Source organism: Roseivirga sp. AWQ4_251, assembly GCF_056158225.1.
Map to the genome: position 1 here is coordinate 785050 of NZ_JBSWSW010000001.1, position 14494 is coordinate 799543.

Here is a 14494-nt window from a genome sequence, read left to right on the forward strand (position 1 = left end):
ATGTGGCTAAAATGCCAAATCAATTCGGTAAAACAATTCTTGAGAGGCAAATATTCTTTGGTTTATGCAGTCGATTGCAACTTACATTTTTTAAAGAATATTTAATTCTGGTTAACAAAGTACTGAAAATCAACGTCATTCAGTCAATCGGAAACTTTGGAGAAGATGAAAGTTTCCTTAGTTTTGCAATCGAAATGGAAGTCAAGGATAAAATCATAGAGAAGGCTGCCGAGCTGTATGGTCAATATGGTATACGTTCTGTTACCATGGATGACATTGCTCGTGAATTGGGTATTTCCAAGAAAACCATTTATCAGTACTTCAAAGATAAAGGGGAATTGGTGAACACCACTGCAAAACTTTTTTTTGATGCAGAGGCGAAGAGGTTTTTAGGGTCGACTGACGGAAGTCAAAACAGTGTTCATGAGCTTTTGCTGCTATCTACCTGCTTAAGGGATACGGTGAAGGAAATGAAATTGAACTTGTTGAATGAACTTCAAAAGTTTTACCCTAAAGCGTGGCGGATGTACGAAGAGTTTAAGGGGAAGGTAATGAAAAAGTCAATCATGAAAGTGATTGAAAGAGGGCAGAAGGAAGGTTACTTCAGGCCTGACATTGATGCCGAAATTCTAGCCGCTATGCGTATAGAGCAAGTTCACTTCTTCATTCTTGGTAATTTCTTTTCTTCCAGAAAATACACACTAGAAAAAATTCAAATGCAACTATTCGATCATTTCATACATGGTTTATTTACCATAGAAGGTCATCAACTTTTCAATCAATACACAACAACAACAAACGCGAATTATAATGAAGCGCAGAACTAACAGGTATTCTTTAGTGCTTATGCTTATGCTGTGTACTGTAGCAGTAACAGCGCAAACAGAGTTTTCATTGAATAAGGCCATAGAATATGCCTTAATGCACAATGAATCAATTTTAAATGCCGAATTAACTAGCCTAGATGCCGAAGCTCAAGTGGGGGAAACCCGAGCAGACGGTTTACCTCAGGTGAATGCTACTTTCGGCTATACCAACAATTTGGTGCTTCAGAGCTCGATCTTGGACATCAGTAATTTCGATCCATCGGTTCCTCCAGGTACAGAAGGTAGAATTTCATTTGGTATCAAAAACCAAGGCGATTTGAACGTAAGAGCTACCCAAATGATTTGGGATGGATCTTTCTTTATTGGCTTAAAAGCCGCCAAAGTTTTAAGAGAAAAGGTAATTGTAGATAAATACAAAGCCGAAACCGATGTAGTTGAGCAAGTTACTAAAGCCTATTATTTGGTTTTGGTAAATCAAACCCGCATCGATTTGATTAATGCCAACATTGGCGCATTACAATCTACTTTAGATGAAACCAGCACACTTTACGAAAATGGCTTTGCTGAAAAGCTAGACGTAAGCCGTTTGCAGGTTCAGCTTAACAACTTAAAGTCTGAAAAGAGCGGAGTTGAGCAGTCAATTTCGGTAAGTAAAAACTTGCTGAAACTTGCCATGGGTATGCCGGTAGACGAAGATATCTTCCTTTCTGACAAGCTTGAACAAATCGATTTCGATTATTCTCTAGCAGAAATCAACGGATTTAGTTTTTCCGATAGAGTGGAAACTCAGCAATTGGATTACTTGAAGCAACTGGCTGAGCTCGATATTAAAAACACCAAATCAGGCTACATTCCTAAAGTGAATTTGAGTGCTGCTTGGGGTAGAAATACCGGTAGTAGCGAATTCAGTGAGGTTTGGGATCCTAACAGATGGTTTTCTTACTCAAGTGTTGGTGTAAACGTAACCATTCCAATTTTTGACGGACTTCGTAAAAAGTACACTGTCGAAAGAAGAAAATACCAGCTTGAAACCTTGAATAATCAATACAAGCAATTGACTAACAGTTTGCTTCAGGAGTTGAAAGAAGCTAAACAAGCTTTGGATGTAAGTTTAGAGCAGCTCGATGTGCAAGAAGAGAATATGAACCTTGCCCAAGAAGTGAGAAACAGCACCAAAGAAAAATTCAGTGCCGGTATAGGCTCAAACCTAGAGGTTACCAATGCTGAAAAGGACTATAAAGAGGCAGAGACCAACTATTTGAATGCCTTATACAACGCAATAATTTCGAAAGTTAACTTGGATAAAGCCCTAGGAAAACTCAAAACAAATGACAACTAAGAACTTGAAATACATCAATCTAATGAAAGCTCAATCAATCGCCACAATCCTTATTGCTGTTTTCGTTTTAACGGCATGTGGAGGCCAAACTGAAGGCTTAGACGCCAAGAAAAAAGAACTAACCGAAGCCAGGCAGCAACTGAAAGACATCAGAACTAAAATTGCTGACCTTGAAAAGGAAATTGCAGAAGAAGATCCTTCTTTCTTCAATGGCAATGAAGCTGCGGCATTGGTAACCACTTTGAAAGTTGACACTACCGAATTTGACCATAAGATAGAGGTAAGAGGAAATGTGCTTTCAAGAAAGAACGTTTACGTAAGTGCAGAAGCTTCTGGTCTTTTGAAAGAACTTAGAATCAAGGAAGGGCAAACCGTGAGCAAAGGCCAGGTTTTGGCAATTATCGATTCTGAGCAAATCACAAAGCAAATCGATGAGGTGAAAACCCGTTTGGATTACGCTACCACGATTTACCAAAAAAGAGAAAGACTTTGGAAGAAGAACATTGGTACCGAAGTAGATTACTTAACTGCTAAGAATGAAAAAGAGGCTTTAGAAAAGCAATTAGAAAGTCTTAATACGCAGCTGAGCAAAACCAACATCACCGCTCCGTTTTCTGGTAGCATCGAAGAAGTTCCCGTAAAAGCAGGTCAGTTTGTTCAAATGGGATCTCAGGTAGCATTCTTAGTAAGCAACACCGATATGTACATCAATGTCGATGTTTCTGAAGCTTACATTGGCAAATTCAAAGTGGGCGATAAAGTGGATGTTACGATCCCAACACTTGGCGATGAATTCACTTCAACCATTACAAGTATTGGTAATGTAATTAACCCTGGCAGCAGAACTTTTGTGGTGGAGGTGAAACTTCCAAAAGTAGACGAGTACTTAAAAGCCAATTTGGTTACGCTTGTTCAAATTACAGACTACAAAGACGATAAAGCTGTGGTTGTGCCTTCAAGAATTATTCAAGAAGACTTAGAAGGTAATTTTGTATACACCTTATCAGGTTCAGAAGCTAAAAAAGTTCATGTGAAATTGGGACTTTCTTACGACAACAAAACCGAAGTATTGACTGGCCTTAGTGGAGGCGAAACAGTAATCGATAAAGGTGCTCGTACCATTGCTGAAGGCACTAAAGTAAAAGTGCAGAATTAATCTTCAACCTAAGAATTTTAAAGCATTATGGCTGAAAATAACCAAGAACGTGTGGTGGACAAGGAGTTTGGTTTAACCTCCCTGTCGCTTCGCAATAAAATCACGGTGTATGTGCTTACGCTGATTATTACAGCGGCCGGTATATACTCCTACATAACGCTGCCCAAAGAGAATTTTCCAGAAGTAGAACAACCTACTGTATATGTAAGTACGGTTCACCCTGGTAACTCTCCGGCCGATATCGAGAATTTGATTACTCGGGAACTAGAAAAGGAAATCAACACTATTGAAGGTGTAGATAATATTCAATCAACTTCTGTTCAGGATTATTCGGCCATTGTGGTTGAATTCCAAGTAGGGGTAGATGTAGACGAAGCAGTAATTGATGTGAAAGACGCTGTGGACCGTGCTAAGTCAGAATTGCCTTCTGATTTGAAAACCGACCCAAGCGTAGTGAAATTCAGTATTTCTGAAAACTTCCCAATTCTGAACATCAACTTAACCGATCCAAGCAAATCTTTGGACGAGTTGAATGATATCGCAGAATTCCTTGAAGATGAAATCGAAAAGTTCACTGAAATATCGAAGGTAAACATCGTTGGGGTAGACGAGAAGGAAGTTGAAATCAAGGTTGACCCTTTTCAACTTGAAGCTAGAAAAGTAACCTTTACTGATATTGAAAATGCCATTACTGCAGAAAACTTAACCCTTTCTGGCGGTAATGTTGTAGCAGATGGTTTAAGAAGAAACGTTAGGATTATTGGTGAATACAAAGATCCTAAGGAAATGGAGAACATTATTATCAGTCGTGAAGATGGTAATATTGTTTACCTAAGAGATGTAGCAACTGTAGAATTTGGCTACAAAGACAAGCAAAACTACGCTCGTTTGGACCTAGATTCTGTAGTAAAGGTTGATGTTATGAAGCGTAGCGGTGAAAACTTGCTTATCGCTACAGATAAAATCATGGCCTTGATCGATCAAAGTAGAGCCGATGGTCAAATTCCAGAATCTACAAAAGTTACCATTACCAACGACCAATCTAAAGAAACTCGTGAGCAAGTAAACAGCTTGGGTAACAACATCATTTTCGGGGTAATTCTGGTAGTTACCGTTTTGATGTTCTTCCTAGGAACTAGAAACTCTCTGTTCGTGGGTATGGCCATTCCATTGTCCATGTTCATGGCTCTTATGATTCTTGGACTTGCTGGCATTAGCATCAACACCATGACCCTTTTCGGTTTGATTATGGCCTTGGGTATGCTGGTAGATAACGGTATTGTGGTTGTGGAAAACGTTTATCGTTTGATGGAAGAAGGCTTAACACCAATGGCTGCTACCCGCAGAGGTGTTGGTGAAGTGGCTTTACCAATTATTTCTTCTACCGCGACTACATTAGCAGCATTTATTCCTTTGGCTTTCTGGCCAGGTATCATTGGTGAATTCATGTTGTACTTGCCATTGACTTTGATCATTACCTTAGGTTCATCTTTGTTCGTGGCTTTGGTTATCAACCCTGTGTTTATCTCTTCTTACATGAGTTTGGACGGTAAAAAGGTTTATGATCATAGAAAAATATTAATCAGATCAGGTTTGGCGATTATCATAGGTTTAATCTTTGCCTTCGTTCTTCATGCTATTTGGTTTGGTAACCTGTTGTTGTTGATCGGTGTAATTACGCTGCTTAATATTTACGCTCTTGGGCCAATGAGTAGAAGATTCCAAGCTGGTTTCTTGCCTTGGTTAGAGAATTTGTATGAAGGTACATTGAAAAGCGCTGTGAAAAACCCATGGTGGTATTTGGGCGGTTCAGTGGTTATGCTCGTGCTTTCCCTTATGATTTTCGGAGCGTTTCAGCCTAAAGTCCTTTTCTTCCCAGAAAATGAACCACGCTATGTAAACGTTTTTGTGGAATTTCCTGTAGGAACCGACATTGAAACCACCAATGATTTCGCAGAGAATATTGAAACTCAGATTTTCGATATCATTAAGCCTTATGAAAGAATTGTAGAATCGGTAACTACCAACGTCAGCCAAGGTGCGGCCGATCCTGGCGACCCAACTGCGGTGGGCCAATCGGAAGAACCTCATAAGGCTCGTATTACGGTGAACTTTATTGAAAGTAAACTTCGTGGAGACCTAAGCACCTCTGATGTTATGAACGACATCCGTTCGCAAATCAAGTTGCAGCCTGGTGTTACACTTACTGTAGATAAGGATGCCGCTGGACCTCCAACAGGTAAGCCAATCAACATGGAGATTATTGGTGAAGATTTGGAGCAGCTTATTGCTATTGCCGAAGATGTTCAGCAGAAAATTGATGAGTTTGGAATCAAAGGAATTGAGAAGCTGAAAAGCTCTCTTGAACTTGGTAAACCAGAATTGATTGTAGACATCGATAGAGATAAAGCCAGAAGATTTGGACTTTCTACCTATTCCATTGCCAATGAAATCCGTACCGCATTGTTCGGTAAAGAAGTTTCTAAATACAAAGAAGGTGAGGATGATTACGAAATCAACGTTCGTTTAAATCAAGATTACCGTTATAATGTAGACGCGCTTCTTAATAAGAACATCACTTTCAGAGATCAAGGAACTGGTAAACTGGTTCAAGTGCCAATTTCTTCTGTAGCCGATGTTCATTATGGTTCAACTTACGGTTCGATTAAAAGAAAGGATTTGGACAGAGTTGTGACTTTGAGTTCGAACGTTTTGGATGGCTTCAACGGAACTGAAATTAACGAACAGTTGAAAGATTTGATGGCTGACTACGAAATGCCAAGAGGATATAATTATGCCTTTACGGGTGAGCAAGAAGAGCAAGCTGAAAACATGGCTTTCTTGGTAAAAGCTCTTTTGATTGCCGTATTCACCATTTTCTTGATCATTGTTTCGCAGTTCAATAAAATTACTGCTCCATTCATTATCATGTTCTCTGTACTGTTAAGTACCATTGGAGTGTTCCTTGGCTTGGTAATCTTCAACATGGAATTCGTTGTAATCATGACCATGGTAGGTATCATAGCCTTGGCGGGTATTGTGGTGAATAACGCGATCGTATTGATTGACTTTATTGAGTTGACCAGAAAGCGTAGGAGAGAAGAGTTGGGGCTTTCAGAAGATGATCGTTTGCCAATGAATGAGATTTTGGATTCTATCATCACTTCAGGTAAAACTAGGCTTCGTCCTGTATTGCTTACAGCGATTACAACCATTCTTGGTTTGGTGCCGCTGGCCGTAGGATTGAACATCGACTTTATCGGTTTGTTCGTGAGATACGATGCGGATTTCTACTTAGGAGGAGATAATGTTGTGTTCTGGGGACCAATGTCTTGGACAATCATATTTGGTCTTACTTTTGCAACTTTTTTCACCCTAATCATTGTTCCAACTATGTATTTAATAGCCGATAAGGTGATGTACCAAATAGCTGGAAAAAAAGAAGCAAAGAAAAACGGATTACAAACTAATGGCGGAACCTCAAATGAAGTTTTGGCTTGATGTTTGATTCAAAATACTATGTGGTGATTATGGTGTCTGAAAATGGCACCGTTCATAGTTAAGGTTGATTTGGTGGCTCTCGGGGTGGTTCCCGAGAGCTCTTTTTTTGCAGACCGTTAAAAAGTAGAGTTAAAGAAATTATGAAGATAGGAATACTGCCGTTTTTGTTGATGTTGATGTTTTTGGGATGGGTAGAATTCTATGCTTACCAAGCCACAAAAACACTTTTAAAGAACGTAAAAGCCAATAGAGCCAAGTGGATTAAGAGAGCTTATCTTTTACAGGCCATTGTAATGATGGGGCTTGTAATAAGTTTAAGGTTTTCCCAAACGGGAACAGTATCCTTCATGTTCATTATTTCCATCATCTTCATGTCCTATGCAGCTAAATTATTAGGGCTGGTTTTTGTCTTTATTGATGATATCAGAAGAGTTCTCAAGTTCTTTTTTGAATCGCGAAAGAAGAGACAAGCCAGAAAAGAAGCAGTTACAGGAAAGAAGATAACGCGTTCGCAATTTCTGGCAAAATCAGCTGTGGCGGCTGCTACCTTACCTGTAGTGACCATGAGTTTTGGGATTGTTTCCGGGGCATATGATTATAGAGTCAGAAGAAAAAAAGTCTATCTTCCTAATTTGCCTAAGGGCTTTCACGGAATGAGAATTGGCCAATTGTCTGACATTCACAGTGGGAGTTTCTTCGATAAAAAGGCTGTTCAAGGCGGTGTCGATTTACTCCTGAATGAAAAGCCCGACACCATTTTCTTTACGGGTGATTTGGTTAACAATCAAACCAAAGAAGTGAAGGATTACTTTGATATGTTCTCTAAAATCAAAGCTGATTTGGGCGTGTATTCCACCCTTGGGAATCACGATTATGGAGAATATATGGTATGGCCATCGATGGCGGCCAAGCAGCAAAACCTGCAAGACATGATTAAAGTCCATAAAGATTTAGGTTGGGATTTGCTGATGAATGAAAACCGTTTAATGAATATTGGCGGAGATCAGATTGCTATTCTTGGTGTGGAGAATTGGGGCATTGGCCGCTTCCCAAAATATGGAAAACTGGATGAGGCATATTTGAATGCAGAAGGCGATGCTAAACTTTTACTCTCTCACGACCCTAGTCATTGGGATGCTCAAGTAAGGCCTAATTATGCCGATATCGATTTGATGTTTGCTGGGCATACTCACGGAATGCAGCTCGGGGTGGAGATTGGGGATTTCCGTTGGAGCCCTTCAAAGTGGATGTACAAACAGTGGGCGGATTTATACACCCAGGGTGGTCAGCATTTGTACGTAAACCGAGGTTTTGGCTTTTTGGGCTTTCCTGGTCGTATTGGTATTCTTCCGGAAATTACCATCATAGAATTGAGCAGAACGCCAGTTTAAACAGCTTTGAGCTTTTCTATTTTAGATTGAATTAAATCTCTTTCAGTTGGGTTTTGGCTAATTGAAAGTGCTGTGTTTAGGTGTTTAAGAGCCTTGTCATTGTCAACTTCTTGATAAAGCTCTGCGAGAAGCACAAAGTAAAAATGATTGTTATCTAACTTCAATTTTTCAGCTTCGGCAATAGCCCTTTCGGCACCATAAACTTTGTGAATAACATAGGTTCGATTTAAAGCGGCAATGGGCGAGTACTCTTGCACCAAAAGAAGGTTGTAGAGATGAAGAATGTTTTGCCATTTTTCAAGGCTGTCCTTCTTTTGCGTATGCCAGAAAGCAATATTGGCTTCAATGTGATATTTAGAGATAAAATCTCCTCGTGAAGCTTCTTTTAAAAGTTCTGCTCCTTTTGTGATTAATGTTTTGTCCCATAAGCTTTCGTCTTGGTCTTCATATAAAATCATATCACCATTTTCACCTGTGCGCGCTTCAATTCGGGAAGTTTGAAAACACATAAGAGCCAGAAGCGCATTCACTTTGGGTAAATTCGTTTTTGAGTTTTGTTTGAGCAAGTACATCAGCCTCATGGCTTCCAAACAAAGTTCTTTTCTGATGATTGCATTCTGGCTTTCTGAATAATAACCCTCGTTGAAAAGCAAATAGAGCGTGGTTAACACATTGTCGAGTTGGTTGTCGATTTCTGGTTCGGTAGGGAAGGTGATGGTGACTTTCTCTTTCCGAAGTTTCTCTTTGGCTCGAAATAACCTTTTGTTGATGGTTTCCTTTTGACTGAGAAAAGCATTGGCGATTTCTTCTATCCCAAAACCACATAAAATTCTTAAAGCCAAGCCGATTTGTGATTCCGCAGAAAGAGTTGGTTGGCAAATGGCAAATAGCATTTGAAGCTGGCTATCTTCAATATTCGCAGGACTTAAATCTATTTCTAGAACTTCCGAAGAAGGCGTGAAAATATTTGGGGAAATGTTTTTATCGAAATTCTGAAGTCGGCTGAGTTGATTTTTGGCTTTGTTTTTTGCTACGGTGTAGAGCCATGCCGTTGGTTTTTCAGGAATACCTTGCCTAGGCCATACTTCCAGAGCCGTGGTAAAAGTTTCGCTAGCAATATCTTCAGCGGTTTCAATATGGCTAAAACCATAGCTTTTACACAGCACCGACACAATTTTGCTGAACTCTTGCCTAAAAAGGTGGGGAATTAACTCTGGAGTTTGCATAAAAAAGGAGGCTTTTAAACCTCCTGAATTAGATTAATGCTTCGCAATTTTTCTGACTTCTACCGTGTTGCCTTCACCTTGAAGAACTGGGCTTCCTTTGGCAAATTCTACAGCTTCATCCACAGATTCAGCCCTAACCACAACAAAGCCGCCAATGGTTTCCTTAATGTCCCCGAATGGCCCATTGGTTACCACATTATTATAACCAACAACTTTGCTGTCGTCAAAAGCAAGGCCGTTGCCATGGCTCACAAGTTTGTCTTGAGCAGCTATGCTTCCAAGCCAGTCCATAGTTTGTTTCATCCAAGCTTGAATTTGCTCAGGAGAAGCCAGTTTGCCTCCATCTTCGTGTCTGAAAATCAGCATAAATTCATCCATATTTCTTCTTTTTAAGTTTAGAAAATCGTTTCAATTCAATGACAAATGAAGCCTTTTGAATTGGACACCTGACTCCAAAAACTTTTATAAGTTCTTAAATATGTATTGAACTCCCAAGTGGATTGTTCTTTGGAAGAAGCGACCGATTATACGCCTTCACTCAATATGTTTCTGATGAATTGATTGATTTTGATATAGTTTTCGGGTGTAGGGATATGTTTACTGTTTTCCAAAAGCCAAGTTTGGGCAATTGATGGAAAAAGCTTTTTAGAGCGTTCAATCAATTTTTCACCAGGAAAAAGTAAGTCTTTGTCAGCAGCAATCACATGAACGGGAATATGAATGCGTTGAGCTTCTTCTTCCGTAATTAAGGGTAGAAGGGTAGTGTCAGTTTTGAATTCGAGAAAACTTTAGACAGATAATCCGCGATAAATTCAGATCTCTGCTCAAAAAGTTCGTCTAGGATTTTATGCAAATATTCAGGGTTACGTGTAGAACGATACAACTGAATTGGTATAAACAATTTTTGAAGCGCATTGCTGTGCCCAGCATCTACAATGCCTGCCGGCATTACTAAAATGGCTTTATCAATTCGCGATTGATCGAATGAAAGGATTTTCCAGCTAACAAAGCCTCCAAAGGACATCCCGATTAAAAAAACGTTTCTTAAGCGAAGGCGCGATAAGATTTCGTGCATCCATTGGCCATAAGCGTTACCATTTACCGATGGTCTTTTTTCTTCACTCAAGTTAGGATGGCCCACTACATCGATAGCGTAAATTCTATAATCAGTGAATAAGCCCTGCATAGCATCCAAGGCAATTGGGGCGCAGCCATTTGTGCCGTGAATCAATACAACGGGAGGCTTTTCTTGTGAGCCTGTAACCACAATGTTGGTGTTGCCAAAACTGGTTTCAATAACTTGAGTATTGTATGTAATGCCAAGGCTATCAAGCTTTTGAAAATAAAGCGATTTAATATCCTCTTTAGCCTTTGGGCTATTGTAAAGTGAATTCATCTATAGGTGCAATTTTGTAGTACACATCTACCTAAACTCTGCTTCAAAGCTAGCAGGTATATGTTGTAATTTATCATACTACCAAATTGAAAATTAATAGAATGGCAATCGTTCGAAAATGAAATCCAGAACGTTTAAAATGTATTTCAGTACTCATTAGGCTTCCATAGTGTTAGGTGAAAAGTTGAGATTTCTCTCTATTTTATAATTAAGAAAAACATTGCACACCGAACGACAATAATTACGGGAAAGGCCAATTTCGATGTTGGAGGAAGATTCAAAAAACGGTACGATTTTTATAAAATCTTCCGCTCGTATTTCTTTCTTCCTATTCTAGCCACTTTTTTCATAGATTCACCCAATAAACTACTGCACAACTTTCTATGAAAAAGTACACGTTACTTCTACTAACTTTCTTAACAGTGAGCTTAAATGCTCAGAAGGCGCCTAAATGGCTCCGATATCCTTCCATATCACCCGATGGTTCAACAATCGTTTTTACCTACAAAGGTGATTTGTACAAAGTAGCTTCTTCAGGAGGCGATGCCATTCAATTGACTTTCCATGAAGCGCATGATTATATGCCAGTGTGGAGCCACGATGGAAAAACCATTGCCTTTGCTTCTGATCGCTATGGTAATTTCGATGTATTTACCATGAGTGTTGATGGTGGCCCAGCTACCCGATTGACTTTTCATTCGAGCGATGAGCAACCTTTTACTTTTACCAGCAACGATAAGGCAGTGCTTTTCGGAGCGCTTCGCCAAGATTTAGCAGAACACAGACAGTATCCTCACGGGTCTCAGTCAGAGTTGTACAGTGTGCCTGTGACTGGCGGTAGAGTGGATCAAATTTTTACCATTCCTGCTGAATATGTTCAAGTAAGTAAAAGCGGAAACCAAATGGTTTACCACGATAAAAAAGGTGGTGAGAATGAATTTAGAAAGCATCATACTTCTTCTATTGCTAGAGATATTTGGGTTTATGATAAAAAGTCGGATAGCCACAAAATGATTACTTCTTATGTAGGAGAAGATAGGCAACCAGTTTACAGCGCAGATGAGAAAAGCATTTTCTTCTTGAGTGAAGAAAGCGGTACGTTCAACGTTCACAAACTTTCATTAGATAACCCTGCCAACCGTTCTCAACTTACCAGTTTCAAAATTCACCCTGTTCGTTTTCTAAGTTTCGGAAATGGACTTTTGAGCTTTGGCTACGATGGCGAAATTTATACGATGCGCGAAGGCGGTAAACCACAAAAAGTGGCCATTACAGTGCATACTCAAGATAAAGCCAATGCCGATAAGTACATTTCAATTAATGGAGGAGTTGGCGAAATGGACATTGCTCCAAACGGAAAAGAAATCGCCTTTATCGCACGTGGAGAAGTTTTTGTGACTTCCGTTGATGGCAGTTTAACCAAAAGAATTACAAATACACCAGAACAAGAAAGGTTTGTGACTTTTGGCCCCGATGGAAAATCTGTGGTTTATGCAAGTGAGCGTAATGGTAAATGGAATATTTACAAAGCTACTCGCCAAAGAGAAGACCAAGAGCCATTCTTCTTTGCCTCAACTTTGTTGAAAGAGGAGGTTTTGGTTGAAAGCAAGCAGGACAATTATTTGCCGGTTTTTTCTCCCGATGGCAAAAAGTTAGCCTATGTTGAAGGTCGCAGAACTTTAAAGGTTAGAGATCTAGATTCTGGTAAAGAAACTACACTTCTAACGCCAGAAGATCTTTTCCATATGAGAGATGGCGACAAGTATTTTACTTGGAGCCCTGACAGTAAGTGGCTTTTGGTGGATTGGAGCAAATCTTTGAGCAACAGTGAAGTGTTGTTAATGGCGGCCGATGGTTCTAAAAGAGTAAATCTTACTGAAAGCGGATATAGCGATAGCAGCCCGAAATGGGTGAATGATGGAAAGCAGATGATTTGGTTTAGCAATCGCAATGGTTTGAAGAGTTATGCAACCAGCGGAAGCAGTCAAAGTGATGTTTACACCATGTTCTTCGATCAAGATGCTTGGGATAAATTCAACATGAGTAAGGAAGATTACGACTTGATGAAGGAGGTTGAAAAAGCAACCAAGAAAGACGACAAGGAAAAAACTGATAAAAAGGAAAAGGACGAAAAAGCTAGCGAGAAGAAAGTTGCGGATTTAGAGTTTGATTGGGATAACATGAAAGAGCGCAAAGCACGCTTAACCATTCATTCTTCAAGCCTTGGCGATGCTGTTCTTTCAAAAGATGGTGAGAAGCTTTATTATTTAGCGCGTTTTGAAAAAGGCATGAACCTTTGGAGTACTGATTTACGAACCAAAGAAACCAAAATGGCCATTAGGCTAGATGCCGGTTATGGTGGTTTGACTTGGGACAAAGATCAAAAGAATTTGTATTTGGTAAGTGGAGGAAGAATTTCAAAAATCAATCCTGAAAACGGTAAACGAGAAGGTGTAAATATTCGTGGAGAAATGGAGTATGATGCTGTTGCAGAAAGGCAATATATGTTCGATCACGTTTACATCAGAACCAAAAACATCTTCTACGAGCCAACTTTCCATGGTGTAGATTGGGAATTGATGAGAAAAGAGTACGCCAAGTACTTACCTTATATTGGTAATTCTTACGAGTTCTCTGAAATGCTTTCTGAAATGCTTGGCGAGCTAAATGTTTCTCACTCAGGAGCCCGCTATAGCACTAGTATTCCGAATGCCGATGCAACTGCTTCTCTCGGAATTTTCATGGATTACAAACACAAAGGTGATGGTATTTTAATTGAAGAAGTAATTGAAGGTGGTCCTCTCGATAAAGCAAACCTTGATGTTAAAAAAGGTATGATCATCGAAAAAATCGATGGAGAAACCATTTCTCCTGAAAAGGATGTGGCAGTTTATCTGAATAGAAAAGCTGATCAGTTTACCCTTCTTGAAATATATAATCCTTCAACTAAAGAGAGGCAACAAATTACAATGAAGCCGATTTCATTGGGAGAAGAAAGAAACCTACTTTATGAAAGATGGGTGAAAATCAACGAAGAAGAAGTAGAGAAGAAAAGTAACGGTAAGCTAGGGTATGTACATATCCCGGGTATGAGCGATGGTCCTTATAGAAGTATTTACGAAGATATGATGGGCAAATATTTCGATAAGAAAGCGGTTATTGTAGACACTCGATTCAACGGTGGGGGAGACCTCGTAGCTGATTTGGCCATGTTCTTTACAGGAACTCCATTCATTACCTATGCTACAGCGGCTAAGGTAGTAGGGGGCGAACCAACCTCTCGTTGGACCAAACCTACATTGGCTATGTTCAATGAAAGTAATTATTCTGATGGACATTGTTTCGCACAAGGCTATACCGATTTAGAAATTGGAAAAACTGTAGGAATGCCAACACCAGGTACTTGTAGTTTCGCAGGCTGGGAAGGTTTGCCTGACGGTGGCCGTTGGGGCGTAGTGCCGGTAAGTGCTAAAAACAGATATGGCAAGTGGATGGAAAACCTCCAAACAGAACCAGATTTTAAAATCAAGAATATGCCGGGCGTGATTGATCACGGTCGCGATCAACAATTAGAAAAAGCTATTGAAGAATTATTGAAAGAGGTGAATAATTGATTCATTTGCTGAATAAAACAAAATGGGGCAACTAAGTTGCCCCA

10 protein-coding genes are annotated in these 14494 nt (G+C 39.7%); 6 read left to right on the forward strand and 4 right to left on the reverse strand.

The window, feature by feature from the left end:
• Window positions 1–11: 11 nt before the first annotated feature.
• The 5 genes from ACXACJ_RS03615 to ACXACJ_RS03635 all read left to right on the forward strand — a co-directional run bounded on the left by ACXACJ_RS03615 (window position 12) and on the right by ACXACJ_RS03635 (window position 8214).
• The gene (locus tag ACXACJ_RS03615; RefSeq protein WP_475132907.1) at window positions 12–827 is read left to right on the forward strand and encodes a TetR/AcrR family transcriptional regulator; all 816 of its coding nucleotides are present in this window, start codon (window positions 12–14) and stop codon (window positions 825–827) included.
• The gene (locus ACXACJ_RS03620; protein WP_475132908.1) at window positions 811–2166 is read left to right on the forward strand and encodes a TolC family protein; all 1356 of its coding nucleotides are present in this window, start codon (window positions 811–813) and stop codon (window positions 2164–2166) included. The genes ACXACJ_RS03615 and ACXACJ_RS03620 overlap by 17 nt, the downstream gene beginning before the upstream one ends.
• On the forward strand, window positions 2156–3322 hold the full coding sequence (locus tag ACXACJ_RS03625) for an efflux RND transporter periplasmic adaptor subunit (RefSeq protein WP_475132909.1): 1167 nt from the start codon (window positions 2156–2158) through the stop codon (window positions 3320–3322). Before ACXACJ_RS03620 ends, ACXACJ_RS03625 begins: the two co-directional genes overlap by 11 nt.
• A gap of 27 nt (window positions 3323–3349) precedes the next feature.
• Window positions 3350–6823: an efflux RND transporter permease subunit gene (locus ACXACJ_RS03630; protein WP_475132910.1), complete on the forward strand. Its 3474-nt coding sequence runs from the start codon at window positions 3350–3352 to the stop codon at window positions 6821–6823.
• Window positions 6824–6963: 140 nt separating this feature from the next.
• Window positions 6964–8214: a metallophosphoesterase gene (locus ACXACJ_RS03635; RefSeq protein WP_475132911.1), complete on the forward strand. Its 1251-nt coding sequence runs from the start codon at window positions 6964–6966 to the stop codon at window positions 8212–8214.
• Here the strand turns inward: ACXACJ_RS03635 and ACXACJ_RS03640 are convergent.
• From ACXACJ_RS03640 to ACXACJ_RS03655, 4 genes are all read right to left on the reverse strand, one after another.
• The gene (locus ACXACJ_RS03640) at window positions 8211–9440 is read right to left on the reverse strand and encodes an RNA polymerase sigma factor (RefSeq protein WP_475132912.1); all 1230 of its coding nucleotides are present in this window, start codon (window positions 9438–9440) and stop codon (window positions 8211–8213) included. The genes ACXACJ_RS03635 and ACXACJ_RS03640 overlap by 4 nt on opposite strands.
• Before the next feature lie 33 nt (window positions 9441–9473).
• Complete coding sequence (locus tag ACXACJ_RS03645; RefSeq protein WP_475132913.1) at window positions 9474–9818, reverse strand: YciI family protein; 345 nt, start codon at window positions 9816–9818, stop codon at window positions 9474–9476.
• Window positions 9819–9964: 146 nt separating this feature from the next.
• On the reverse strand, window positions 9965–10144 hold the full coding sequence (locus tag ACXACJ_RS03650) for a hypothetical protein (protein WP_475132914.1): 180 nt from the start codon (window positions 10142–10144) through the stop codon (window positions 9965–9967).
• 41 nt (window positions 10145–10185) lie between these two features.
• The gene (locus ACXACJ_RS03655; protein ID WP_475132915.1) at window positions 10186–10836 is read right to left on the reverse strand and encodes an alpha/beta fold hydrolase; all 651 of its coding nucleotides are present in this window, start codon (window positions 10834–10836) and stop codon (window positions 10186–10188) included.
• Window positions 10837–11219: 383 nt separating this feature from the next.
• Here ACXACJ_RS03655 and ACXACJ_RS03660 point away from each other — a divergent pair, with 383 nt between their 5' ends.
• Complete coding sequence (locus ACXACJ_RS03660) at window positions 11220–14450, forward strand: S41 family peptidase (protein WP_475132916.1); 3231 nt, start codon at window positions 11220–11222, stop codon at window positions 14448–14450.
• The last annotated feature ends 44 nt before the right edge of the window (window positions 14451–14494 follow it).

Bases quoted from the DNA above. Each gene is read 5' to 3' on its own strand.
- ACXACJ_RS03620 (WP_475132908.1), top strand. From the start codon at position 811: ATGAAGCGCAGAACTAACAGGTATTCTTTAGTGCTTATGCTTATGCTG.
- ACXACJ_RS03630 (WP_475132910.1), top strand. From the start codon at position 3,350: ATGGCTGAAAATAACCAAGAACGTGTGGTGGACAAGGAGTTTGGTTTA.
- ACXACJ_RS03645 (WP_475132913.1), bottom strand. From the start codon at position 9,818: ATGGATGAATTTATGCTGATTTTCAGACACGAAGATGGAGGCAAACTG.
- ACXACJ_RS03615 (WP_475132907.1), top strand. From the start codon at position 12: ATGCCAAATCAATTCGGTAAAACAATTCTTGAGAGGCAAATATTCTTT.
- ACXACJ_RS03635 (WP_475132911.1), top strand. From the start codon at position 6,964: ATGAAGATAGGAATACTGCCGTTTTTGTTGATGTTGATGTTTTTGGGA.
- ACXACJ_RS03655 (WP_475132915.1), bottom strand. From the start codon at position 10,836: ATGAATTCACTTTACAATAGCCCAAAGGCTAAAGAGGATATTAAATCG.
- ACXACJ_RS03660 (WP_475132916.1), top strand. From the start codon at position 11,220: ATGAAAAAGTACACGTTACTTCTACTAACTTTCTTAACAGTGAGCTTA.
- ACXACJ_RS03640 (WP_475132912.1), bottom strand. From the start codon at position 9,440: ATGCAAACTCCAGAGTTAATTCCCCACCTTTTTAGGCAAGAGTTCAGC.
- ACXACJ_RS03625 (WP_475132909.1), top strand. From the start codon at position 2,156: ATGACAACTAAGAACTTGAAATACATCAATCTAATGAAAGCTCAATCA.